The sequence below is a fragment of the Thioalkalivibrio sp. HK1 genome (assembly GCA_000583135.1).
Classification (GTDB): Bacteria; Pseudomonadota; Gammaproteobacteria; order HK1; family HK1; genus HK1.
Map to the genome: position 1 here is coordinate 16,146 of JFBG01000056.1, position 24,202 is coordinate 40,347.

General features: G+C 58.8%; 25 protein-coding genes. 12 read left to right on the forward strand and 13 right to left on the reverse strand.

What is annotated here, in order from left to right; genetic code table 11:
- Position 1: 1 nt before the first annotated feature.
- From BF99_RS0114035 to ccmA, 3 genes are all read right to left on the reverse strand, one after another.
- The gene (locus BF99_RS0114035; RefSeq protein ID WP_025771419.1) at positions 2-877 is read right to left on the reverse strand and encodes an ABC transporter permease; all 876 of its coding nucleotides are present in this window, start codon (positions 875-877) and stop codon (positions 2-4) included.
- Between the two features lie 280 nt (positions 878-1,157).
- Positions 1,158-1,820: a heme exporter protein CcmB gene (gene ccmB, locus BF99_RS0114045; protein WP_025771421.1), complete on the reverse strand. Its 663-nt coding sequence runs from the start codon at positions 1,818-1,820 to the stop codon at positions 1,158-1,160.
- On the reverse strand, positions 1,820-2,521 hold the full coding sequence (gene ccmA, locus BF99_RS0114050) for a cytochrome c biogenesis heme-transporting ATPase CcmA (RefSeq protein ID WP_197019160.1): 702 nt from the start codon (positions 2,519-2,521) through the stop codon (positions 1,820-1,822). The genes ccmB and ccmA overlap by 1 nt, the downstream gene beginning before the upstream one ends.
- A gap of 442 nt (positions 2,522-2,963) precedes the next feature.
- Here ccmA and gorA point away from each other — a divergent pair, with 442 nt between their 5' ends.
- Positions 2,964-4,352, forward strand: a complete 1,389-nt coding sequence (gene gorA / locus BF99_RS0114060; protein WP_025771424.1) for a glutathione-disulfide reductase — start codon at positions 2,964-2,966, stop codon at positions 4,350-4,352.
- A 153-nt stretch (positions 4,353-4,505) separates the two neighbouring features.
- Here the strand turns inward: gorA and BF99_RS0114065 are convergent, their stop codons facing one another.
- Positions 4,506-4,886, reverse strand: a complete 381-nt coding sequence (locus BF99_RS0114065; protein WP_156013327.1) for a hypothetical protein — start codon at positions 4,884-4,886, stop codon at positions 4,506-4,508.
- Between the two features lie 275 nt (positions 4,887-5,161).
- Here BF99_RS0114065 and BF99_RS0114075 point away from each other — a divergent pair, with 275 nt between their 5' ends.
- The 5 genes from BF99_RS0114075 (at position 5,162) to BF99_RS0114100 (ending at position 9,360) form a co-directional block, all read left to right on the forward strand.
- Positions 5,162-6,394, forward strand: a complete 1,233-nt coding sequence (locus BF99_RS0114075; RefSeq protein ID WP_197019161.1) for an MFS transporter — start codon at positions 5,162-5,164, stop codon at positions 6,392-6,394.
- 151 nt (positions 6,395-6,545) lie between these two features.
- Positions 6,546-6,788, forward strand: a complete 243-nt coding sequence (locus BF99_RS0114080) for a CDGSH iron-sulfur domain-containing protein (RefSeq protein ID WP_025771429.1) — start codon at positions 6,546-6,548, stop codon at positions 6,786-6,788.
- Positions 6,789-6,901: 113 nt separating this feature from the next.
- Complete coding sequence (locus BF99_RS0114085; RefSeq protein WP_025771430.1) at positions 6,902-8,023, forward strand: DNA cytosine methyltransferase; 1,122 nt, start codon at positions 6,902-6,904, stop codon at positions 8,021-8,023.
- The gene (locus BF99_RS0114090; RefSeq protein WP_025771432.1) at positions 8,020-8,931 is read left to right on the forward strand and encodes an NgoMIV family type II restriction endonuclease; all 912 of its coding nucleotides are present in this window, start codon (positions 8,020-8,022) and stop codon (positions 8,929-8,931) included. Before BF99_RS0114085 ends, BF99_RS0114090 begins: the two co-directional genes overlap by 4 nt.
- 189 nt (positions 8,932-9,120) lie before the next feature.
- Complete coding sequence (locus BF99_RS0114100) at positions 9,121-9,360, forward strand: hypothetical protein (RefSeq protein WP_025771433.1); 240 nt, start codon at positions 9,121-9,123, stop codon at positions 9,358-9,360.
- A gap of 153 nt (positions 9,361-9,513) precedes the next feature.
- On the opposite strand, the gene BF99_RS0114105 is transcribed toward BF99_RS0114100, so the two are convergent.
- Complete coding sequence (locus BF99_RS0114105) at positions 9,514-9,849, reverse strand: c-type cytochrome (protein WP_025771434.1); 336 nt, start codon at positions 9,847-9,849, stop codon at positions 9,514-9,516.
- Between the two features lie 108 nt (positions 9,850-9,957).
- Positions 9,958-10,287 carry a c-type cytochrome gene (locus BF99_RS0114110; RefSeq protein WP_025771435.1) on the reverse strand — a complete coding sequence of 110 codons (330 nt, stop codon included), beginning with the start codon at positions 10,285-10,287 and terminating at the stop codon, positions 9,958-9,960.
- A gap of 347 nt (positions 10,288-10,634) precedes the next feature.
- Here BF99_RS0114110 and BF99_RS22115 point away from each other — a divergent pair, with 347 nt between their 5' ends.
- The 3 genes from BF99_RS22115 to BF99_RS21035 all read left to right on the forward strand — a co-directional run bounded on the left by BF99_RS22115 (position 10,635) and on the right by BF99_RS21035 (position 13,192).
- Entirely contained in the window at positions 10,635-11,150 is a 516-nt protein-coding gene (locus tag BF99_RS22115; protein WP_197019163.1) for a copper chaperone PCu(A)C, read from the forward strand.
- Positions 11,151-11,285: 135 nt separating this feature from the next.
- Complete coding sequence (locus BF99_RS0114125; RefSeq protein WP_051482931.1) at positions 11,286-12,263, forward strand: D-2-hydroxyacid dehydrogenase; 978 nt, start codon at positions 11,286-11,288, stop codon at positions 12,261-12,263.
- A gap of 131 nt (positions 12,264-12,394) precedes the next feature.
- The gene (locus tag BF99_RS21035) at positions 12,395-13,192 is read left to right on the forward strand and encodes a VOC family protein (protein ID WP_197019164.1); all 798 of its coding nucleotides are present in this window, start codon (positions 12,395-12,397) and stop codon (positions 13,190-13,192) included.
- Between the two features lie 139 nt (positions 13,193-13,331).
- Here BF99_RS21035 and BF99_RS22120 read toward each other — a convergent pair whose 3' ends face one another.
- The 7 genes from BF99_RS22120 to BF99_RS0114170 form a co-directional block, all read right to left on the reverse strand.
- On the reverse strand, positions 13,332-14,216 hold the full coding sequence (locus BF99_RS22120) for a hypothetical protein (RefSeq protein WP_156013329.1): 885 nt from the start codon (positions 14,214-14,216) through the stop codon (positions 13,332-13,334).
- A 103-nt stretch (positions 14,217-14,319) separates the two neighbouring features.
- Positions 14,320-16,344: an alpha/beta hydrolase domain-containing protein gene (locus tag BF99_RS0114140; RefSeq protein ID WP_025771442.1), complete on the reverse strand. Its 2,025-nt coding sequence runs from the start codon at positions 16,342-16,344 to the stop codon at positions 14,320-14,322.
- Positions 16,345-16,548: 204 nt separating this feature from the next.
- Positions 16,549-17,745, reverse strand: a complete 1,197-nt coding sequence (locus BF99_RS0114150; RefSeq protein WP_025771444.1) for an ABC transporter substrate-binding protein — start codon at positions 17,743-17,745, stop codon at positions 16,549-16,551.
- 147 nt (positions 17,746-17,892) lie between these two features.
- Positions 17,893-18,831 (reverse strand): branched-chain amino acid ABC transporter permease, encoded by a 939-nt coding sequence (locus BF99_RS21045; protein WP_038098458.1) that lies wholly within the window; start codon positions 18,829-18,831, stop codon positions 17,893-17,895.
- Positions 18,832-18,970: 139 nt separating this feature from the next.
- A complete protein-coding gene (locus BF99_RS0114160) occupies positions 18,971-19,870 on the reverse strand; it encodes a branched-chain amino acid ABC transporter permease (RefSeq protein WP_025771445.1) in 900 nt (299 codons plus the stop codon).
- A 15-nt stretch (positions 19,871-19,885) separates the two neighbouring features.
- The gene (locus tag BF99_RS21050; protein WP_025771446.1) at positions 19,886-20,695 is read right to left on the reverse strand and encodes an ABC transporter ATP-binding protein; all 810 of its coding nucleotides are present in this window, start codon (positions 20,693-20,695) and stop codon (positions 19,886-19,888) included.
- Positions 20,692-21,573, reverse strand: coding sequence for an ABC transporter ATP-binding protein (locus tag BF99_RS0114170; protein ID WP_231471395.1), 882 nt, complete (start codon positions 21,571-21,573; stop codon positions 20,692-20,694). Before BF99_RS0114170 ends, BF99_RS21050 begins: the two co-directional genes overlap by 4 nt.
- Positions 21,574-21,950: 377 nt before the next feature.
- Here BF99_RS0114170 and BF99_RS0114180 point away from each other — a divergent pair, with 377 nt between their 5' ends.
- Genes BF99_RS0114180 through BF99_RS0114190 form a run of 3 tightly spaced genes read left to right on the forward strand, consistent with a single transcriptional unit; the run spans position 21,951 to position 24,102 of the window.
- The gene (locus BF99_RS0114180) at positions 21,951-23,111 is read left to right on the forward strand and encodes a thiolase C-terminal domain-containing protein (RefSeq protein ID WP_025771449.1); all 1,161 of its coding nucleotides are present in this window, start codon (positions 21,951-21,953) and stop codon (positions 23,109-23,111) included.
- A 4-nt stretch (positions 23,112-23,115) separates the two neighbouring features.
- Positions 23,116-23,466 carry a Zn-ribbon domain-containing OB-fold protein gene (locus tag BF99_RS0114185; RefSeq protein ID WP_197019165.1) on the forward strand — a complete coding sequence of 117 codons (351 nt, stop codon included), beginning with the start codon at positions 23,116-23,118 and terminating at the stop codon, positions 23,464-23,466.
- A 60-nt stretch (positions 23,467-23,526) separates the two neighbouring features.
- Complete coding sequence (locus tag BF99_RS0114190; RefSeq protein ID WP_025771451.1) at positions 23,527-24,102, forward strand: hypothetical protein; 576 nt, start codon at positions 23,527-23,529, stop codon at positions 24,100-24,102.
- Positions 24,103-24,202: the final 100 nt, after the last annotated feature.

Genomic DNA, 24,202 nt, shown 5'->3' on the forward strand with positions numbered 1-24,202 from the left:
TTCAGATCCAATAGGCGATTCGGCTTCGATAGCGACGATAGAGCAACAAGGCGAAAATCAGTCCGCCGACGGTGATCCCCGCCACCACCTTCCACGAGGTCGGATCCGGGGCATGGCCCAAAAGGGGTTGTCGCAGCAATTCGAGAAAATGAAAGAAGGGGTTGTATTCCAATAGCCACAGGAGCTTGCGGTCGGGTAGCAGTTCGGGCTTCCAAAAAATCGGGGTCAGGAAGAAGGCGACCTGCATGACGCTGCCGACGATCTGCGGCACATCCCGATAGCGAGCGCAAATCAGGCCCAATACGAGGCCGATCCACAGACCGTTGATGCAGATCAGAGCCAGCCCCGGGAGCACCAGCAAGGTGGTCCATGTCGGGGGGATCGAAAAGAACACGGCCACGATGACGAAGATGGTGATGTTATGAAAGAAAATGATGATATTGCGCCAGATCACCCGATAGACGTGGAGGGAAAGCGGCAGGGCCATCTGTTTGATGATATCGGCGGAGCCGTGGAAGGCATCGCAGCCATCGATGACCAGACCCGAGATCAGCCCCCACATGATGAATCCGAGGGCGACGAAGGGGAGATAGACCGTGATGCTCATTTTAAACAAGGAGGCGTATAGAACCCCCAACATCACCACCAAAATCCCCATGCTGATGGTCAGCCAGAAGGGACCCAAGACCGAACGACGATAGCGCTGACGAATATCCTGCCACCCGAGCATGGTCCACAAAGACCAAGCGGCGGTGCCTTTGGCGATATCCACCACCGCGGTGCCCAAGGCGCTCACCGGGCGATCGATCATATCGAAATCGTCGGTCGTTCCGGTATCGGAATGCCCGGTTTGTGCCTGCCGGCTTTGCGAAAGCATAATGAAATATCGAAAAATGGACGAGGAAAGGAGCGACCGGCCAAGCGAGCGCGCGGGCTTCGAGAAAGTCGGATATTGCGGATAGGTTGCAGGTGCGTAGGATACTCGCAATCGCCCCTTCGATTCAATCCCTCAAGCAGCGATGGGCGCGGAAATTTCATCCGAGGGCATCGTTTCGGGATCGTTCCAGGATGGATATCGCGGCGCTCGACTTGGCGAGTTCGACCATCGCCCTCCATCCGAGGGCATCGATCGGTGCCGATCGATGCGAATTCGCGCTTTATGATGTGGCGATTTTGAGGGCCGCGGCGGCAACGAAGGCCCCCAAAGTGCAAGAAAGAGCGGCCAAAGCGCCGAGGATATAAATTTGCCCGGTGAAGGGTAGATCGTTGGCGGCGGCGGAAATCGCTCCGGTGGCGAAAACCAGCACCGGAACATAAAGAGGCAATACCAGCAGCGAAAGCAGCACCCCGCCTCGTTGCAGTCCGGTGGTCAAGGCGACCCCGATGGCTCCGATGGCGCTGAGCGTCGGGGTGCCCAGCACGAGGGTTGCAAGCAGCGCGGGCAGCGCGGTGGTGGGCAGTCCGAGCAAGAGGGAGAACAGCGGCGCCGCCAGCAGCAGCGGGATCGCGGTGACCAGCCAGTGGGCGATGATCTTCGCCAGCACGATCAAGGGCAAGGGTGCGGGGCTCGCCAGCATCAGATCGAGGGATCCGTCCTCGAAATCCGGTCGGAACATCCGTTCCAAGGATAAAAGCGTGGACAGGAGGGCGGCGATCCAAAAGACCCCCGGGGCCACGAGCTCCAAGAGCTCTCGGCGCGGGCTTGCGCCCAAGGGAAAAAGGGCGATGACCAAGAGAAAGAAGATCAGGGGGTCGATCGCCTGTGCCGGATGCCGGATGGCCAGCAGAAGATCGCGGCGGATCACCGCGGTGAAGGCCATCACCTTCTCACCGTTTCCACGTTCGAAGCCCAAGGCTCGATGGCATCCAGGCTCGAAAGAGTCGTCGATCCGCCCTTTTCGATAAAAACCGTGCGCAAGGGGATGCCTTCGAGCGATATCGGTTGGTGGCTGCTCATCAGCACCGCCCCGCCTTCTTTGCCGTGATCGGTGATCATCGATCCGATCGCCTCGATTCCTTGTACGTCCAAGGCGGTGAAGGGTTCGTCCAGCACCCATAGGCGGGCTTTGCAAACCAACAGGCGAGCCAGCGCCACCCGCTGACGCTGACCGGCGGAGAGTCGGCGCACCGGGGTATCGCCGAAGGCCCCCATTCCCAATCGGTCGAGGGCCTCGTCGATCGGGGTCCCGGTCGGTCTTTCGCTCAAGGCGATGGCGAAGGCGAGGTTTTCTTTGGGGGTGAGATCGACCTTGACCCCTTTGGCGTGCCCCAAGTGCCCGATATCGGATCGAAGATCCGCATCACCGAAGGCGATCGGACTGCCTTGCCATCGAATGGTCCCGGCGGTCGGTGCGAGCAGGCCGCAGACGATGCGAAGTAAGGTGGTTTTGCCGCTTCCGTTGGGACCGCTGATTTGTATCGCTTCCCCAAGGTGGATGCGCAGGCACAATCCCTCGAAGAGGATTCGATCGCCGCGATGGGAGGCGAGATCGATGATTTCGAGCAGCGGGTGAGGGATCATCGAGGAATCAAGGCTCCGAAGCGTCGTATCCGCGGGCATCGTATCTGCGAGCGTCATACCCACGAAAAAATCCGAGAATGGGGATCTCGGTTATCGAAGGATCGTCGGGGCAAGCGGGGTTGATGGGCTTTGACTTTATAAAGGCGAACGATCGCGCAGGTGTCGTTCGATCGAAAAAGGGCTTTTCGACGAAGGGAAGCCAAGGATCGGCGGCGTACGATATCGCTTCGATTATACGCCCTCGACTTCCCGGCCTCGATCGCCTTCGAAGGTGATCGGGCGGGATCGAGCGAAGTTTTTTGTGTGGCGCGAACGTCTTGCCCTGCGGAAGAGCTTTGCAGTGCGGAGAGTCTTGCGGTGCGGAGAATCCGGCGGCGGCGTATGCCGATCGCGGTTTTTGTGCGCCGGCATCCATTCATGATCTCGAAGAAGGACAAGGACCATGATCACGCAATTCGATTTGATCGTCCTGGGCGGCGGTAGCGGCGGCATCGCCGCGGCGGTGCGAGCGGCGAGCTACGGAGCCAAGGTGGCGGTGATCGAGCGGGGTCGGCTCGGCGGCACATGCGTCAATGTGGGCTGCGTCCCCAAGAAATTGATGTGGAATGCGGCCTCGATCGGGGCCGCGATCGAGGAAGGTGCGGGCTATGGCTTCGATGTCGAGCTTCGAGGCTTTGACTGGCCCACCCTCAAACGCGCTCGAGATACATACATCGAGCGGCTCAATGCTGTCTATGCTCGGCGCCTCGAGAGCGAGGGGATCGCCCGCTTCGAGGGGACGGCGCGTTTCATCGGACCCAAGACATTGGCGGTTCGCTCGCCCTCGACCGGTGGCGAGGTTTCGCTCGGCGCTGCCGAGGTGGTGATCGCCACCGGCGGCCGACCCGAGATCCCCTCCCTGCCGGGGGCGGAACTCGGCATCGACTCCGACGGTTTTTTCGAACTCGAGGACCTTCCCAAGCAGGTGGTGGTGGTCGGCAGCGGATATATCGCGGTCGAGCTGGCCGGGGTTCTGCACGCCCTCGGCAGCCGAGTGTGCATGGTGCTGCGTCGAGATCGGGTGCTGCGGGCCTTCGATGAGATGTTGAGCGATGAGTTGATGCAAGCCATGCAGGCCGACGGTATCGAGATCATCACCGAGGCGAATGTCCAGCGCCTTTCGCGCGGCGAGGAGGGTCTCGAGGTGGAGATATCCGCCCGCGGGGTCGATGGCGATCGCTCGTCCATCGTGCGCAAGACGGATCGGTTGTTATGGGCGATCGGTCGCCGCCCCGAGATCGACGATCTGGCTCTCGAAGTCGCCGGAGTCGAAAGCGATTCGTCGGGGGCGATCACGGTGGATGCCTTTCAAAGGACATCCGCCGCCGGGATCCATGCGATCGGCGACGTCATCGCAAAGGCGCCTTTGACCCCGGTGGCCATCGCCGCCGGGCGGCGGCTTTCGGATCGACTCTTCGGCGGACAAGCCGATCGAAGGCTGGATTACGAGAATATCCCGACCGTCGTTTTCACGCATCCGCCGATCGCCACCGTGGGGGCGAGCGAGGCCGAAGCCCGTCGAAGGTGGGGGAACGATGCGATCAAGGTCTACCGTACCCGCTTCAATGGCATGCATTACGCCTTTTCCGAGCGCCCCCGGGCGACGGCGATGAAGTTGGTCACCTGTTGCGACGAGGAGCGGATCGTCGGTTGCCATATCATCGGACATGCCGCAGATGAAATGATGCAGGGCTTTGCCGTTGCGGTGCGCATGGGGGCGCGCAAGCGCGATTTCGACGATACCGTGGCAATCCATCCGACCAGCGCAGAAGAGATGGTAACGATGCGCTGAAAGACGATGCACTGAAACGGATAACACTTGATAAGGCGCTCGCCCGAAGCCTCTTTCAATAGGGAATGATATCCAAGGAACTATATCGAACAGTGCCGAAAGATAACTGAAAAAAAAGGGGCTCGCACGGAGCCCCTTTTTTATTCGCCTACCTTAGAGTTGGTTGATTATCCAGATAAGAATCGGGATAGCAATCTGCATATTCTCCTGCACCACGGTAGCGTCATGATCCGCTAGATGGAAGCAGGAGTACGGGTCGGTGTTGCAAAGCGGGTCATCGACGAGTTTCAGCGAGTCCGCATCGGCGATGATCGGCTCATCGGTCGGCTTGGTCTCGATCAAGCCCGACTCTTCGTTTTCGGGCCTCAGATAGCCGCAATGGGGCGGAACGCAGTTCCCGTTATAAGCGGTCTGCGTCTCTTGCTCGACCGAAGACTGATACTGGATTTCGCTTTGACCTGTCGCTTTTTGCGGATCGGCATGAACCGCACCGACGAAGCCGAAGAACATCGCAATCATCGCTATCTTTTTCATGGTTACTTCCTCCGTGGTTATCACTTGTGTACCCGTTCCTATACCCTTACTTTATTTTGATCGAAATGTCAAGATATATTTCTCGGCACCATTCGATATAACCCCCTTTCAATATCCCCGAGGCTTCCTATCGCTCTTGCGCAATCGAAGCCTCGAGCGATTGGACGAAGCTTCCGCAAAGCCCGTCTTGGCTTCGGGTCGTCGGGCCATCGGATAGAATGCATCGATCGACCTTTTCGCCCCTCGTATCCCCTTGCCGAGCCTTTTTCCTTTCGATGGCCAGATTCAAAATCGACGTCGCGCTGCTGGCGACCTGCCAAGCGCTGTTCATGACCTCAACTTCGCTGCTGATATCGATATCGGCGATCGCAGGGTTGATGATCGCCCCGCGCGAGGGATTGGCGACCATCCCCTTGGGGATCCAATTTCTCTCCACGATGCTGTTCACTTTCCCCGCCTCGCTCTATATGCAGCGCGCCGGGCGACGCGCCGGATTCATCGTCGGAGCCATCGCGGCCTTGGCCGGCGGGCTGCTCGGGACATGGTCGATGTTCGAGCAGAGCTTCGTCGGGCTTTGCGCGGCCACTTTTTTCATCGGAATGTTCACCGCCTGCGCCAACTATTACCGCTTCGCCGCCGCCGATGTCGCCGATGAAACCTATCGCTCGAGAGCCATCTCGTTGGTGATGGCCGGAGGAATCGTCGCCGCCTTCGCCGGACCGAATCTTGCAATCCACAGCAAGGATGCCCTCGGTGCGGTCTTCGCCGGGGGCTATTTGACAGTGGCGGTGTTGGCGCTGCTGACCATATTGATCCTCCTCTTCGTGCACTTCCCTCCGCCGCCGGCAAAAGCCATCGGGAAAGAGAATCGACCCTTGGCGGAAATCGCCCTTCAACCCCGCTATATGACCGCCGTTCTTTGCGCGGTGATCGGCTATGCGGTGATGAACCTGCTGATGACCTCAACCCCGCTGGCGATGGAAAGGCTCGAATATCCCTTTTCGAATACCGCGCATGTCATTCAATGGCATGTGGTGGGGATGTTCCTGCCCTCGTTTTTTACCGGACATCTGATTCGACGCTTCGGGGTGTTGTCCATCATGCTGGTCGGGGCGGTTTTTCAGGCCCTTTGTGTCGTGGTGAACCTGAACGGGGAGAGTTACCTTCATTTTCTGGCGGCCTTGGTGCTGCTCGGCGTCGGTTGGAATTTCCTCTTCATCGGCGCGACCACCCTCTTGGCCGAAAATTACCGGGCATCGGAAAAGGCCAAGGCCCAGGGTCTCAACGATCTGCTGGTGTTCTCGGTCGTCGCCATGACCGCAACCTCCGCCGGCTATCTGCTGATCGAATATGGATGGCAAAGCGTCAATTCCGGGGTGCTGCCCTTCATCGCCTTGGCCGCGGCGGTGATTGTATGGACGCATCGCTCGACAAAGAACGCCCCTGCGAGCGGACCTTCGAAATCCGAAAAAGAAAGATCCGAAAAAGAGGCGTCATCATCGGGCTGAAAAAAGGCTTGCGATCGATTGACCGATGATCGTTTTTCTGCATATTATTATGGGAGCGATGCACTGCTGTCCGATCGGCGGACAATCTCGTGCAAGAGGGGGATGGACCCCCACCCACCAAGCGATGACGGAATTTTAAAAGGAGAGACTCATGGACAAGCCCTTGATTGCGCAACGCGCCCCTTTCGCGCTTGAACTCGAGCCCGGAGATTACTTCTGGTGCAGCTGCGGACGATCCTCCCGCCAGCCATTTTGCGATGGCTCGCATAAAGATACATCCTTCACCCCGATGAAGTTTTCCGTCGACGAGCGGAAAAAACTCGCCTTGTGCGGCTGCAAAAAAACCGACAACTCACCATTTTGCGATGGCTCGCATAACTCCCTTCCCGAGTAGGACGGCTCGGTAAGGCGACTCGGTAAGGCGGATTCGGTAATGCGAGCAAGCGAGAAGCCTCGAGAAAACGCAGATTCGCAAAGAGGCTCGGAACAACGCATCGTGACCTTCGCATGATATTCGGTAGCACGGCAAGCCCGATGCCCGACTATTCGGTCATCGATGCCTTCAGCGGCGCCGGGGGAATGACCCTCGGCTTCGTCGATGCGCGATTTTGCGGCGGGTTTCGATCGGTTTGGGCCATCGACAACGATCGAGCGGCCATCGAAAGCTATCAGAGCAACTTCGGCGAACACGCCGAGTGCAACGATATCGAAAAGCGGCTGTCGACGGGCTCCGTGCCGCCGGCGGATGCGGTGATCGGCGGGCCGCCCTGTCAGGGCTTTAGTTTGCTGAATAAAAACAAAGAGGGGGACGGGCGTCGTCAGCTGTGGGAACCCTTCATGGAGGTTGTGGAGCGCTCCTCCTGTCGTGTTTTCGTGATCGAGAACGTTCGCTGGCTCCACAATTCGACCGAGCTGGCCATGATTCGGGCCAGGGCTTCGGCTTTGGGCTTCGAAGTCCATGCCGGTGTCTTCAACACCGCCGATTACGGAGTGCCCCAAGCGCGTCATCGCGCCTTGGTGTTGGGGGTGAAGCGGCGAAAGGGCACGAGTTTGGATTTCCCTTTTCCTGCGACCCATCGAGATCCGGCGAAGTGTCGCGGTATCTTCGATTCCGATATTCCCGTTTGGCGCACCGTACGAGATGCGATCGGCGATTTGAGCGCCCCGGTCGGTACGGAAATAAGGAGCGAGCGACCACCTTTGGATCTCCACTTCGGCCGCAACCCGACCGAGTTGAGCAAAAAACGCTATGCGGCGGTGCCCTACGGCGGAAATCGCTTCAATCTACAAGAAAACGCTCCCGCTTTGACGCCCGGATGCTGGATCAGGAAGAAATCGGGCGGTACGGATCTATTCGGCCGATTGTGGTGGGAGCGCCCGTCGGTGACGATCCGAACCGAGTTCTTCAAACCCGAGAAGGGACGCTATCTACATCCGGATCAAGATCGCCCGATCACCCATCGAGAGGCGGCGAGACTCATGTCCTTCCCCGACGATTTCGAGTTTTGCGGATCGAAAACGGAGATCGCCAAACAGATCGGAAACGCGGTCCCCCCGCTATTCGCCGGGGCGGTGGCCAAGAGCGTCAGAAATTGGCTGGCGAACGAAGACCGGGTGTCTGCAGCGTGAAAAAGGTCTCGGCGATCGATCGCACCTATCGATGCTTTATTGAGTCGCTGGTTCACTCGAAAATCCCTTGTCTTTACTGGTCCCGGGTCCCGAAAGACAAGAAGCATGGCGGTGATCTCGCACCGTCCAATGCAGATCTTTCAAGCAGTTCCAGCGTGAGAATCGCTCGACAATGGGCAAGGCGGCTTGAAGCGCATCTTGGCTTGGAATTGGCGGTATTGAGCGGCAAGCGAGATGGTCAACGGGTCGGGAGGGCGTTTGAGATGATCGTTGCCCGATTCGTCGACCAATCATTTTCGGCTCTGATCTCGGCTCGCCCGGGAATCTGGAAGACTTATGGATTGAAGCAGGTGCCCAAGATATCTCATTTTTGTCAATATGAACACTTGGGCGAACTGGAAAGGGTTTTGGAAAATAGCCGAGAGTTGGAGGCCTCTCTTGGTTCAGGGCATATCATAAAACCCGACATCGTTTTGAGTCGATCCCCCATCTTGGATGACGAGTTGGAGATATTGACCGGCACTGCCGTATCGGAGGGCGCAAAAAGAACGATATTGAGGCGAGATTACAATCCCAAGGAGATTTTGCATGGCAGCATATCGGTGAAATGGACATTTCGCTCGGATCGTGCGCAAAATGCGCGATCCGAGGCTTTGAATTTAATAAGGAATCGCAAGGATCGGACGCCTCATATCGTTGTTGTCACCGCCGAGCCGGCGCCGAGCCGGATCGGATCCGTGGCATTGGGTACCGGAGATATCGACTGTGTTTACCATATCGCTTTGGATGCCCTGATCGAAGCAACCGAGTCGGTGGATGCGGGTGATGCCTATGACAATTTGAAGATGATGGTGGATGGACGAAGGTTGAAGGATATTCGAGATCTTCCCTATGATCTCATCGTATAGATTCCTATCGAATAAGTCGGATATCCCAAGATGCCGTCGTCGATACCAAGGATCCGATGGAGTCTGCCCGATACGAATCGTTTTTCCGCATATAATTGTCGAATCGAGCGGTTTTGTCCGGTTGACGGGCAATTTCGCGCAAGAGGGGGGATGGACCCCCACCCATCGAGTGATGGCGGAGTTTCAATCTTGACGATCGAACATTGGATCGCCATCGCCGGGCTGGCGCTGGGGATCATCATCCCTATCATCGGTTTGATGATTAGCCGAGCCAACAAAACCGATGCGAAGATAGATACGCTATCGGCGCAGTTATCATCGATGGGCTATGATATATCCGGTCGAGTGGGCAGACTTGAAGGCAAGGCGCAAGTCGAACAAGAGCGACCTGAATCCAAGCCCTCCGGCTCGAGTCGGGTGCCTGCCTGATCGCTCGGCTGCTTGGTTCGAGATCGCCGGCGATGGCGAATGAATATGGCGGTCGATTGAACGCTTTTTTGGAAGGCGAGACGGGTCGGAAGCGAAGGGTGCCGGGGAAAAGGGGATTTACGAGGGGCTATTTACGAAGAGATTCGAGACAACCTATCGACCCAATTTGAGGGTATGGACGCCGCCCTCTTGGCTTTCGTACCACGCCGCCAAGTCTTTCATATCCTGCTCGCTTAAAGTGGCAGCGAAACCGGCCATGATGGGGTTGTTTCTCGCCCCGCTTTTATAGTCTTTTAGAGCCCGCACGATATAACCGGCATGCTGACCGCCGAGCTTGGGGAACTGCGTGGTGGGGCTATTGCCATCCGGTCCGTGGCAGGATTGACAAAGGGCCGACGCCTTTTCCCTTCCGGCTTCGATATCACCGGCGGCCGATACGGCGGTTGCCGATACGAGGCTTGCCATGGCGACTAATACTATGCGGAGCATCGATGCATTCTCCTGATCGATCGTTGGGTCGGTTGAAAGAATTCCGTCAAGGGTCAAGATGGTCGAAGGGCCGGTGAGCGGGTGGCTTCACCCTCGGCTCGCAGGGGGCTATCGACGCGGCGCCGAGGCGAAGTAGGCGGCGATATCTTCCATGTCTTCCCGGCTCAAAGGGGCGGCTTGCGCCTGCATCGTTTTATGGGAGCGTTGGCCGTTTTTATAGGCCTCGAGGGCGGCCACGATATATTGTGCATGCTGACCGCCTACCCGAGGCACCGGATAGCTCGGATAGACATTCTGGTAGCCGGGAATTGCATGACAACCCATACAACCGGCGGCTTTGAGACGACCCCTATCGGGATCGCCTTGGGCGGTGGCAACAGGGGCGGAGATCGCACCGATCAAGGCGATCGACACGGCGATGAGTGTTTTGTAGCGCATCCGGTTCTCGCTTCTTTACGGATTGGGTCCGAGAATTCGTTGGATATCGCCGTTTCGCTCTGTGCATGCTTCGAAAAGAGCGCAAGACCGCATGATGGGCAACATACCGAACGATATCGCTTATCAAGGGGATTATAACCGCTTGCCGCCTGATCGTTTCGATCCTTGATCATCCTTTCGGCGCTGATCGGGTTGATTTGTCGGGTTGTCGGGGCTTGATTCGATCTCTCCATCGTTCTCGCCAGGGCGTAGAATTCCCCGCAAGATCTCGTTTCGACGACGACCGCCTCGAAGATCGGTCGGAGCGTCGATTTCGAGCGAGGGAACGAATGGCGAAGGAGCGATCGTTGACCAAAAAGAAGGTCTTATACGGAATCGTCCTGTTATCGGGTGCCCTTGCGATACTGGCTTGGATCGCTTTTTCCGGGCATCATGCAGGTGGGGAGTCGATTCGCACTTTCCGCTCGGGATCGATTTCGATCGAATCCCCGTGGGCCCCCGAGTTGCCCCCGGTATCGGTCAACGGGGCGGTGTTCATGACCATCGTCAACGAGGGGGAGCGGCAAGATCGGTTGATCCGTGCCACCGGGGCGATCTCATCCAAAGTGGAAATGCACGACCATATCAAGGATGAAACGGGCATGCTCTCGATGCGCAAAGTTCAATCCATCGAGTTGTCGCCGGGAGAGCGGGTGAATCTCGAACCCGGAGGGCTGCATGTCATGCTGATGGGGCTCGAACGCCCGCTCGAGAAAGGGATGGAATTCAAACTGCAACTGGAATTCGCCTCGGGGACATCGCTCGAGATCGATGTTCCGGTCGGTCGCTTGCAAGACGAAGGACATACCCATTCCCGACACTGAAAAAGACTCTCCGCTTCGAGTCCATCGAGGAAGAGGGATTCGAAAAGCGGGGAAGACCGGACCGGAACCCCGATATCGGCGAAAGATGCGCCGCTTGCAACCATCGACATCGATGATGAACGAGCCTTTTTGACCATGAATAAACGAATCGTCGTTATCCAGGGAGTCGAGGATCTCGCGCAAGTCCCCGGCATCGAGATGCTCGCCGCCGAAGCGGAGCTTCGTCCGGTCAAGGATGCCCAAGGCATCGCCCGCGCCCTGCCGGGGGCCGAAGTGTTGCTCGGATGGGACGCCGACGCCCGCAACTTGAAATTATCCTTCGATGCCTCGGATCGATTGCGCTGGATCCAATGGGGGGCCGCGGGAGTGGATGCCGCGCTCTTTCCCGCCTTGGTCGAAAGCGAGGTGATGGTGACCAATGCCCGAGGTATCTTCGATCGGGCGATGGCGGAGTACGCGCTGGGGATGATTCTCTTTTTCGCCAAGGATTTTCGCCGGACGATCGACTTGCAAAGCGAGGCCAAGTGGCTCCATCGTCATACCCGGCGAGTCGCCGGAACGCGGGCGTTGGTGATCGGGACCGGCAGTATCGGGCGGGAGATCGCGCGCTTGCTGCAAAGGACGGGGATCGAGGTGGAAGGGGTGGGGCGTCGGGCGCGAGCCGGCGATTCCGATTTCTCGCAGGTGCATGGAGCGGATGATTTCGACGCCGCCCTCGGGCGCTCGGACTGGGTGGTGCTGGTGGCTCCGCTGACGCCGCAAAATCGAGGCTTCTTCGATGCCGCGCGCTTTGCGGCGATGAAGCCGAGCGCGCACTTTTTCAACTTGGGAAGGGGGGCGTTGGTGAATGAGGCGGCGATGGTGCAGGCGCTGGCGCAAGGAACGATCGCCGGGGCCGGACTGGATGTATTCGAAACCGAGCCTTTGGATCCGAAAAGCCCTCTATGGGCGATGGATAATGTGATCGTCTCCCCTCATATGTCCGGTGAATACCACGGATTCGAAAAGACCTTGGTCGATCTCTTCATCGATAACTTCCAGCGCTTCGTTCGGGGCGAATCCCTCGTCAACCTCGTCGACAAGCGACTCGGTTTCGTATCGAGCCCTGATTGAGTCTCGCCTTTCGATCCCATTGTCGGCAAGCACGGATTTAGGGATCGGTGGGCGTTTTTTCGAAAACGAAGACCGCTCTTGTCCAATGAGTGCCGCTTGCCTTTTGGCGATGGATGTCAACGAGGATCACCATGACCGATACCCCGAAAGCGGGCGGCGTTCTGAGCGCCGACATCGCCTTTCCCGATGCCGAGAGCGCCCGGCGTTTTTATGCGAAGGTGCTCGTAAGCGGCGAGAAACCGCTTTGGCGGGAAGATCTGATGAACGCCCACGGGGTGCCGGTGATCGGCTTGGGGGCGCTTAGCCCGGAGTATGCCGACCTCCCCTTGCAGTGGATGCCGCATATTCAGGTCGCCGATGTCGGCCGAAGCGTGGCGGCGGCGATCGAATCGGGCGGTTCGGAACTCCTGCATTCCAAGAGCGATGACGGGACGAGCCAGTGGGCGGTGCTCCTCGATCCAAACGGAGCGGCCTTCGGGTTGATTCCGGTGGTATCCGGCCAAGGTATCGAATTCGCAGGCCAACCGAGCGATGCAGGCCATATCGCCTGGCTCGATCTGACCGTCCCCGACGCCGATGCCGCCGTTGATTTCTATAAAAACGTCACCGGGTGGACCGTCGAAGCGATCGAGATGCAAGACGCCGGTGGACGCTATGCCGACTATTTTCTGGTCGGCGGCGACGGCAACCCGACGGCGGGGATCTGCCATGCGCGAGGGGTCAATATCGATTTGCCCCCGGTATGGCTGATCTACCTGCCGGTCGGCGATCTCACCGAAAGCCTGAACCGAGTCGAAGAGGAAGGCGGTGCGATCATCCACTCGACGTCGGGAGAGGACGGGGGGCACACCTATGCGGTCATTCGAGATCCGGCCGGAGCGTATCTGGCATTGATGCCTGCACCGGCACGAGGCGGGCGTTGTTCTTAGCGAGCGAGAGGACGAGAAGATTCGCCCTTAAATTAACGACATGGCCCTTTTTTCGAGAGCCTGTTCGTGGTATCGATATCGTATCTTGTAAGTTTTCTTTATCGATAGAACGATCCCCTTTTGAGACGTTGAACGTCGTTCATCGGATATTCCCGACCGTTGCAAGATAGCCGACGAAGGCGGCGCAGGCATTGTAGAAAAACAGTGCCTCGGGCAAGCCGACATTCGCTTTGGTTTGATCGAGAAGGGCGTGGCGGATGCCTTCTGTATTGGTATATCCATAGAGTTTTTCAAAAGCGATTTTGAAAGCCTGATGTTTGATGATGCCGCTCTTTTCGAGTTTTAATAGAGCATCGCCGAGTGTCTTGGCATCGGGTTCTATCATTCTGGCGACGGACTCCACGGCGGTGATGCTATGACGGATCGAGTCTTTGAATTTTCTCCCGTTGATGAATTCGGCAGCATTTCGTAGGTGAGTCAAGGCACCGTCGAACCCACCGATATCTTTGATAGTCTGGAGCGATCGCGCCGTTGCTTCGGCTTCTTCTTTGCTTGTATGCTGAAAAATCCGAAAGGGTCTTGTGCTTAAATCGATCCGATAGGGGGCGGTATGTTTTTCGAAGAGATCGAGCAAAGTTTCCGGAATCCCTGAAACGGAAGATTGCAAAACCATCGAGTTTTGAGTGAACGGTCCCGAGATCAATTCATCGTTGAGAAGGATCTCGATGAATTGGAGGGTATTCTCGGCGGGATCGTTGATGATGATATTCTTGACTACTCCTAGTGCATAGTTCTCTTCCATACCGATATCGTCGATAGGGGATTTGGTATATTCACCGATCGTGCGTCTATAAAATATAAGCCACCTCGAATCGAAACGATCGGTATAGGATTCGATAAATTGCAATATCGAATTCCATATCTCCCGCCGCAAGTCGGCAGATAGTTCTCCCACCCGCATCGCTTGCGGCAGATCCTCCAAGCAATAGCGTTGTTTATAAGGCAGATGTCGGTCTTCGTTCATTTCGGGTTCTCTCATAAGGGTAGAGAAAACAAGCGGGCTCGTATCGAGAGCGTATCGCCTGATCTATCTTTAGCATCGATCATCCGCAAGATTTTGCATCATCTCAGGGTAAGGCATCGAAAAAAGCCTCGCCGAGTGTCTTGGCCCGTTCGACGGCGCGCTCGATATCCTCTTCGAGCATCAATCTTTCCTCGACAAGCCGCCGGGCGGCGGCTTCGATCGCCCGTAGATAGTCTTCGATGCTTCCGTAGCGGCTTTGGATCGAAGGGCGGGGATCGCCGGTCCACTGCGCTTCCTCATCGCTATCGGGAAAGGGGATGGTGCTACCGCTGAGAACATGCATCGCACCATGGCCGAAACCCTTTCGTCGCAGATTCCAGCCGGTATAGGTACAAAGCGGCGCCGCTACCATCGGGGCTCTCACCCCCGCCACATCGTTGCCATCGGCATCGACCGCCGGAACCAGGATCGCATAGTCATCGCCCTTTGCGCCATCGGATATCCATCGGGGTGGCTCGCGCAGCAGTCCTTTCGAAAAATCGGGGCCGAAATCCAATCTAGGCAGCAGGTTCGGGCTCTTGGGTTTGACAACGCCGGGGATGTGCGGAAATTGCGCGGCCCACTCATCGAAATCGACCAAAGTGCCATCTGCGCGCCGGGGGATGCGGCTGGCCGGAGGGGGCCTTCCCTCGACCACCCAGGCATCGAGGGCATCGAGCATCGCCCGCAGAAACATCGATGTCTGCACGATATTCTCCGGTTGTCGGCAGATTCCGGGCGACGGGAGCTCGGTGATATTCGGATTGGCGAAATGCTGCGAACTCGACCAGAGATAGATACGAACATTCTCCGGCGGTTCCAGATCCTTGCCTTCGGTATCGGTATGGACCAACGATCCCCGGCGCTGCCAGTATTCGCTCGCGCTTTGGGTGTGAATGACCAAGGGGTCGGTATCGGGTCGTTTGAGGATTGCATCGTCGAGGCCGCTCAAGTGATCGGTGGACGGGCCATAGGCGAAGGGAAAACGATCCGCGCAGTTGTCATGGTCTTCGTATTGCTGCCCGGCGGGGCTGACCACCCGCGAAAAGCGCTGATTCATCCACATCAGCCCCGCCCCCGAGACATGGGGCATCACCGCATCGAAGATACGGCCCTTGGAAGGGGCGGCGTTATATCCCTTGTGGACGAAATCCCGGATGCAACGACCGGTTTGGGAGCGCCCCCATGCATAAGCCCGATCGATGGATCCGGCCAAGGGATTGCGAGCGGGATCTCCCTCGCATCGAAGGAAGTTCACCAGATCCCGCACCACCGCATGCCCTGCGCCATAAGGGCGCGGATCGCAGGCGGTATAGGTCAGTTCGTAGATCTGGCCCGCTTCGAAACCATCGAAGAGATGGAGGTGGCAGTCGGATTCGACCAGCGCGCTCTCGGTTCCTTGGGCGTCCAAAGCGCTTGCGCTGTATTCGATGCGGGCGAAGGCGAAGCGATCTGCGGCGATCTTCGTGCGCGTCGAGTCGGGATATCGGCGTTTGGTCAGCACCGCGCGCGTCGTATCGAGGCTAAGGGTCGGGTCGCTTCGGGTCGAGGCCTGTCCGCTCAAAGGAAAGGTCGAGACACCAAGGCGATCGGCGATGAACTCTCGTCGGATGAGGCCGGTGATGCGGCTGCCATCGGGGTGATAGGCCACCGGGAGATCGAGGCATAACCGCCCGTCCCCCGGCAGAAGGTCGCCCTCCCAAGCGGCCCAGACCACGGTATAGCCGCGCCGCATCAAGAATCCGTTCCCGGCGTCGGCAAGGCTGCGAGGACGGTTGGATGCCGGGGCGTCATTGAAAAACTGCAACTCGCGTTTGTTGCCGCGATTGCCGTAGGCGAAAAGAAGGCGGCGATTGCCCGCACCCTCTTTCGGCTTCAAGATGCAAAAATCGCTTGCATACTCGACGAGCCCTTCTTCGTTGCGCGCCACCTTATCCAGATCCACGATATCCGCCCACGCCGGATCATCGGGATCGACCGAAAAATGCGCCCTTCCCTCCAGTCGTTCAAAAGGCCCGCTCTCGCCGAAGCGATGCCCGTCGGCAAAATCCTCGCGTTCGTCGATCTTCAAGCGCACGATATCGGGCATCGCTCATTCTCCTTGTCATCCGCCTCGTTCGTTCCTTCGATATGAGGGATCGAATCGTTCGTGAAAACCGGATCATAAAAAAAAGAGGCGCTCCGTCGACCGTCGACGAAGCGCCTCTTTGTACAAACCCACCGATAAGGAAAGGACGGCGACTTGCGATTCGAGGAGATCAATCCCCGGCAAGTCACCGCCGAGATTGGAAGATCATTTCTCGACCCATTTCCCGTTGTTGTCGATCACGCTCAAGGAGTAGGTTCCCGCAACGTCGCCGTTGGCATCGAACTCGATGGAACCCGAAGCCCCTTGGTAGTTGATATCCCGACCGGCGGCGATGGCGGCCTTGGCCTTCTCCCATTGCCCGGGCATGATGGCTTCCCCGGGGGCGTTGGCGACTTCCATCAAGGCCTCGGCGATGGCACCGCGATCGGTTCCGCCCGCTTTCTCGATCGCCAACGCCATCAAGAAGGCGGCATCGTAACTACCGGGGGTGTATACCGCGCTCGGATCCTCGCCGGCGGCGGAGAACTCCTCGGCGAACATCTTGTAGCTACTCGATTCGGTATCGGAGGAAGGAGCGGAAACCATGATTTTGCCGCGCAAGTTATCCGCACCGATATCGGTGATGATTTCCTCGTTTCGCATGCCGTCGGCGCCGAAGAACATATCGAACAGACCGTTCTCGAGGCTGTTGCGGATGATGGTGGTGCCGCTCGAACCGTAGTAGGCGAAGACCATCAAGGCTTCGGCGCCGCTACGAGAGAGGGTGGAGATTTCCGAGGTGTAGGAGGCTTTTTCCGGCTCGTGTTCGGCGCTGGCGGTGATCATGCCTCCGCCCGATTTGAAGGCGGCCTCGAAGACCTCGGCGATGCCCTTGTTGTAATCGTCGTTGGCGTAGGTAACCGCGACCTTGTTGTAGCCGCTTTCCATCACCATGTCGGCCAGAGCCGCGCCCTGATAGGCATCGGAAGGGGCGTTGCGGAAAACGAGTCCTTTATCCTCGAGATCGGTGATCGACGGGGCGGTGGCCGACTCCGAGAGGATCACGACCCCGGCGGGGATGGTGACGGATTCGGCCATGCCGATGGTCGCCCCCGAGCAGTTGGGGCCGATGATGGCGACGACCTGCTCGACATTGACCAGCTTTTGGCCGGTATCCACCGCGCCCTTGGCGTCGCACTTGGAGTCGCCTTTCACCAGCATATAGTTGTCGCCGTCGAGCAAACCGCCCTGCTCGTTGATATGTTTCGCCGCGAGATCGCGGGCGGCCATCATCGGAGCGACCAAGTCGGGGATGGGTCCGGTGATACCACCGGCCGAGCCCACTTTGATATCGGCAGCGAAAGCGGAGGAAATGCCGGTGGCGACAACCGCAGCCCCGGTGATCAAGAACGATTTTTTCATGGGAAGATTCTCCATGTCATAAGGGAATTTCGGTGCAAGAAAAAGACCTCACCGATCCGAATCGTTATTGTAGATGATCGAGGCTCGTCGGCGAAAGAAAAAATCGCCGATTGAGTCGATAAAGTGCCGGCTCGCTTGAGCGAGCGTTCACTTACCGATCGGGCGATGTTCTTTCAATATCCCCGCCGGATATCTCTGCAAGATGATCTGCAGTGCAAGTCCGACGAGAAAGAAGCGCAGATAAGCCGATTTGAGTTCCCATTCGGCGGGGAGCCTGGTGGTCACGATCTCCGAGGTGGACCACAGGGTCCAGACCAAAAACGCCCCGAAAAGCGCGCCCTTGTTGTTGCCGCTGCCGCCGATGATCAGCATCACCCATACGATGAAAGTGGTCGAAAGCGGTTCGGCCATATTGGGATCGATGAATTTGACATGGTGGGCCATCAATGCCCCGCCCAAGCCCATCAGCGCCCCCCCGAGGACGAAGGCCTCGATCCGAAATCCCTCGACATTCTTCCCTGCGGCTCGGGCGGCGGCTTCGTTTTCGCGGATTGCGGTCATCACCCGCCCCCAAGGCGCTCGACGGGCTCTTTCCAGCAAAAGATAGAGAACGAGGAGGATCGCCAAGACCAGTAACAGCATTGCGATCTGATTCCAAGGCTCGGGCAGATCTTCGAAGGGTTTGGGAATGCGGGAGATCCCGCGGGCGCCGTTGGTCGCCCAGTCCTCGTTCTTGAGAACAAGGCGCAGGATTTCCGCGATGCCCAAGGTGGCGATGGCGAGGTAGTCGCTGCGCAGGCGGATGCAAATCCAAGCCACGGCCCAGGCGATCAGTGCACTGGCGATCATCGCCCCCGGCAACGAAGCCCAAAGAGGCAGCGAAAGTCCACCGAGATGACGCCCCGAAGAGGCGGTGGAGATGATGGCGCTGGTATAGGCACCGACCGCGAAGAAGCCTGCGATCCCGGCATTGAAAAGGCCGGTGAACCCCCACTGGATATTGAGCCCCATCACGAGCACCGCATAGATCCCCCCCATCGTCAGCAGGTAGATCGCATACAGGAAAATGCCGTAGAGAGAGTCCATATCCGAATCGGGTCTTTGTCGTTTGAAAAAAGAAGTGGATGGGAAAAGGAATCGATGGGAAAAGAAAGACGACGATGCCTGTTTTTCGCGAAAATCGAAAATACCGTGGCTTTCGGTGGCTTTCGAACGAAACCGCTGTTTAAAAAACGCGGCCCCGGAAAAGACCGCTCGGGCGCCAAATCAACAAGGCGATCATGATCGCGAAGGCGACCCCCGATTTATATCCGGGCGATACCAAAGGACCGTCCCCGATCCAGGAATAGGTCGAGAGCTCCTCGGCGACCCCGATGACCAGCCCTCCGGCCATGGCGCCGTAGGGGCGTCCCAGCCCCCCGAGCAAGGCGGCGGCGAAGATGGGTAGGAGGACCCGAAAGCCCATCCGGCTATCAAGATGGGTATCGTAGGCCAGCAGCACCCCGGCGGCGGCGGCCAGCACGGCCCCGGTGATCCAGGTCGCCATCACCACGCGTTCGGTGTCGATGCCGGTCATGCGCGCAAGTTCCGGCGAATCGGACATCGCCCGCATCGCCTTGCCGATGGGGGTATGGCGCAGCAGTCCATGGACCCCCAGCATCAACAACAGGGCGGCGCCGACGATCAACAGATGCTTGGGAAAGATGCGCAGACTTTCGAACAATACCCAAGGAATCGCCAAGCCCTTGCTGAGGGTTTCGAGATCCACCCCCCAGATGATCTGAATGGCCGAGCGCATCATCAGCATCAGCCCGAAGGATGCGATCAACAAGATGACGGTGGGTCCGGTGCGCAAGGGGCGGAAAAAAAGACGATCCATCACCAACACCGTCAGCACCGTGAGCAGCATCGCAAAGGGTAGCGTTGCCAGTACATGCCAGTTGGTCAGGTCGATCACCACAAGGGCGACGAAGGCCCCCAGAGTCATCGTTTCGCCGTGGGCGAAGTTGGCGAAACGTAAGATCCCGAAGGTGAGGGTGAGTCCGATGGCGCCCAAGGCGTAGATACTGCCAAGGACGATACCCGGGATCAGATGGAAGTTGACGAAGCCGATGAGTTCGTTCATGGCCGACCAAGGACTCTAAGGGCGCATCGATTGGGTGGTCGAGCCATCGACGGCGGGGGCTTCGGATCCGGGGTTGGGGGCGGGGGAGGTTTCCTCGTCCGCCCGCCGGCCCAAGAACATCGCCCCCACTTCCGGATTGGCCAGCAGATCCTTTCCGCTTCCTTCCATGCGGCAATGTCCGTCCACCAGCACGTAGCCTCGATCGGCGATCCCCAAGGCCTGACGGGCATTTTGTTCGACCATCAAAATCGGGATGCCGCGGGCGTTGACCTTGCGAACCACGGCGAAGATCTCCCCCCGGAATCTCGGTGACAGGCCTGCGGTGGGTTCGTCGAGGAGCAGGATTTCGGGATCCACCATCAATGCCTTGGCCATGGCCGCCATTTGCCGTTGCCCCCCCGAAAGGGCCCCCGCCGGAATCCGGCGGCGTTCGGACAAAGGCGGAAAGAGCGCGAACATCTCCTCCATCCGGGGGCGGAAGTCATCCCGACGAATCCAAGCCCCGATCTCCAGATTTTCCTGCACCGTGAGGTTGGGGAAGACATTGGAGACTTGGGGGACATAGGAGATTCCCCGGCGCACCGCTTGTTCGGGGGCGATGCCGGTGATCTCCTCGCCCTTCAACAGAATGCGGCCGCCGTTGATCTGCAACTGCCCGAAGGTCGCATTCATCACGCTCGATTTGCCGGCGCCGTTGGGTCCGATCAAGGTCACGATTTCCCCGGCTCCGACGCGGATCGAGATATCGTGGATGATCTCGCTGCCGCCGTAGCCGCCCGAAATGCCCTGAAATTCGAGTGTCGGGCGATCGCTTAGGGCGCTCACTCGGAAGCGCTCCCGATCGACGCCTTCGACTCGACCGCCTCGTCTGCCTCGTCGCCCCCTCCGAGATAGGCTTCGATGACTCGGGGATCTTCGCGCACCTTGTCCATCGTTCCTTCGGTCAGCACCGCGCCCTCGGCGAGCACGATCACCCGATCGCAAAGGGAGGCGATCAGATCCATATCGTGTTCGATGATCACGAAAGTGTAGTTGCGCTCGCGGTTCAAGGTGCGGATCATCTCCGCCAGACTTGCGAGCAGGGTTGGATTGACCCCCGCCCCCGGTTCGTCGAGCAGTGCCAGACGAGGCTCGGTCATCATCGCTCGTCCGAGTTCCAGGAGTTTTTTCTGGCCGCCGGAGAGGTTCATCGCAAGTTCGTCTCGAAGGCCCGAAAGATTCAAGAACTCCAGTGTTCGCTCGGCCTTTTCCCGCACCCCGGCTTCGTGATTTCTTATCCTCCCCGGCGATGCCCACACCCGCCACAGATTCTCCCCGGGCTGCCCCGAGGGGACGGTCATCAGGTTTTCGAGCGTCGTCAGACGACCGAATTCATGCGGTATCTGGAAGGTGCGTACGATGCCGCGATGGAACATCTCGTGCGTCGGCACGCCGGTGATATCCTCGCCTTCGAAGAGGATGCGCCCGGAGCTCGGGGCCAAGGCTCCGGCGACCATCCTGAAGATGGTGGTTTTGCCGGCGCCGTTGGGTCCGATCACCCCGGTGATCCGACCGCGCTCGATCGAGAAAGAACAGCGGTTCACCGCAACCACGCCGCCGAAACGACAGGTCAGATCGTGCACCTCGAGGATCGGGGGGGCTCGCTCGGCATCGGCTTGCGAAACCGAGGCCGGAGCCCAAGAGTGATTGCGACCCGTATCCATGGCACGGGATTCTAAGTCGTTATCGCCCGATGATCGGGGAAAAGCGCGATCGATTCGCGATCGATTCATTATCCGAATCTTGGCTTCCAAGGTTCTCGATAAGACATCGATCCGATGTCCGCTGGCTACCTGCGGGGCTTTTCGGGTAGCGCACCATCGAATATCGTCGAGGCCAAAGCGTTCAAGACGAGTCACTCGAGCCAAGCGGTGGTCATTTCGCCGAGTCGTATACTTCGCCCATCGATACCTTCGATGCGTTTTCGCCGCCCATCCGACCGCCGGCTTTCGAACCCCGGTTTTCAACCGCTGATTTTCAACCGTTAGATTCCAATCGCTAGATTTCAACCGCTAGCTTTCAACCATCAGGGAGCATCGCGATGAGAAAAGTGTCGATCGCCGGGGTGGGCTCGACTCGATTCGGACGCCACGATGGAATTCCCGTCGACGAACTGGCGGCCGCCGCCGGTCGTTCGGCGATCATTGATGCCGGCGTCGAGCCCGAGCGCGTCGGGGCCCTCTATCTCGGCAATTTCGTCGGTGGCATGCTCACCGGTCAAGAGATATTGGCGGGTCTGGCGGGCGAGGCCATGGGGCTTAGCGGCATTCCTTGCACCAAAGTCGAGGGGGCTTGCGCTTCCGGGGGCATCGCTTTTCGACATGCTTATCTGGCGGTGGCGTCGGGGATGACCGACGTCGCGCTCGCCCTCGGGGTGGAGAAGATGACCCACGCCACGAACCCGCAGATCACCGAAGCCCTCAACAGCGCGATGGACAATCGGGCCGACGCTCCGAGCGGTCTTACCTTCCCCGGGGTCTTCGGCATGGCTTGGCGCAGGCATGCCGACCGCTACGGCACCGATCGCGAACAGGTCTCCGCGGTAGTGATCAAGAACAAGCGCAACGGACTTTCCAATCCCTTGGCCCAGATGGGGGCGGAGCTTCGCTTCGACGAGGTGCGAAATGCCAAGCCGATCGCCGACCCCTTGCGCCTTTACGATTGCTGCCCGACCAGCGACGGAGCGGCGGCGGTGGTGGTGATGGCCCAAGAGGCGGTGCCCGCAAGAGATCGGGCGATCGACATATTGGCCAGCGTCCAAAGCTCGGGCTCGGCCCGCGTCGCCGGACATCCCGATCTGTGCAGCTTCGACGCCACCGTGCGGGCGGCGCGGCAGGCCTTCGGCGAAACCGGGCTCGGCCCCCAAGACATCGATTTCGTCGAGCTCCACGATTGCTTCTCGATCGCCGAGATCATCGACTGTGAGGATTTGGGGGTCGTCCCCAGGGGCCAAGGCGGCGGTTGGGCGATCGAGGGGCGAACCGCGGTGGGAGGCGATATGCCGATCAATCCGAGCGGGGGATTGCTCGCCAAGGGCCATCCGGTGGGGGCGACGGGCTTGGGTCAGGTCTACGAGGCGGTATCCCAGCTGCGGGCGGAGCATCCCAACCAAGTGCCCGGCGCCCGCTTCGGCCTCACCCATAACTTGGGCGGTACCGGGGTGGCGTGCACGGTCAGTCTTCTTGCGCGTCCGGATGCCTGATGCCGTGAGCCCTGTCCAAGCCCGGTCGATCACGGTATCGCGCTGCGAAGGGTGCAAGGCGATGGATACCAGCGCCGGCAGCCGCCGCTGTCGCCGCTGCGGTAGCGAGGATCTGGTGCCGATCGATATCGATGGTCGAGGAAAGATCCTCTCATGGACGGTGATCCGGCGTCCCTCCGGCGCCGTTTCCCGCCAAGGACCCTTCGCGGTGGCGCTGGTGGAGCTCACCGCCGGGGTTCGCATGACCGCCAACCTCGAGGGCTGGGAGAACGAACCCGCCCCCGGCAGCGATGTCGTCGCCGTGGGCGAGATCGACGGAATCCCGATCTTCGCTGCGAGCGATCCATCGAGCTGAAAAAGCGCACCCGTCGATCGAAGTGCCCCTGCATCGATAAGCGCCGAGATTCGAACGCCGATGGCGATCCGCATCAAAAATCGATGGCATCGATCGAAGCGCAACGATGCCGCTTGCAAGGACTTCGGTGCCAATGCCGGGGCGCTGGCGTTCATTATCTGGCGGCTTGCGGTCGAGCACGCCATTGATCTGCATCGGGAGGGTTATGACTACGATTCCGATCGAGAGCGAATTCGTGTCATCGGCGAATATTGCGCCTTCGGTTTGCAACTGATCGATCGCCTCGCCCACCATCGAGTCGACGACGAGGCGCGCACCGAACTGTTGACGAGCTTGGGTCGGCGATTGGCGGATCGGATGCACGATAACTTGGTCGATATCGCAGGCCCCGGGGATTATCGCGCCCCCTTCGTTGCGATGATCAACGAGCGCATCGATAAGTACGCCCGCTTCGGATTCGAAGGGGGTGAGCCGGATTTTCCGATGCTGCGCTTTTTCGGCAACGAGGTGATGTCGGCGATGGGGATCAGCCAGACCAACCGCTGGGTGATGGATCAGGTGATGGATATCTCGGCCCCCGAGTTTTGCCGCAAGATCACCGCCAGCGTCGAGAATCTGTTGGCGACCGCCGACTGAAAAACCGACGAGGCATCCTCGGCCGATAACAAGTCAAGGGCAAGCGTCGGTCTTATGGGGCAAATAAAGAGGGAGATAGCGATCGTTCCTATCGTTTTCG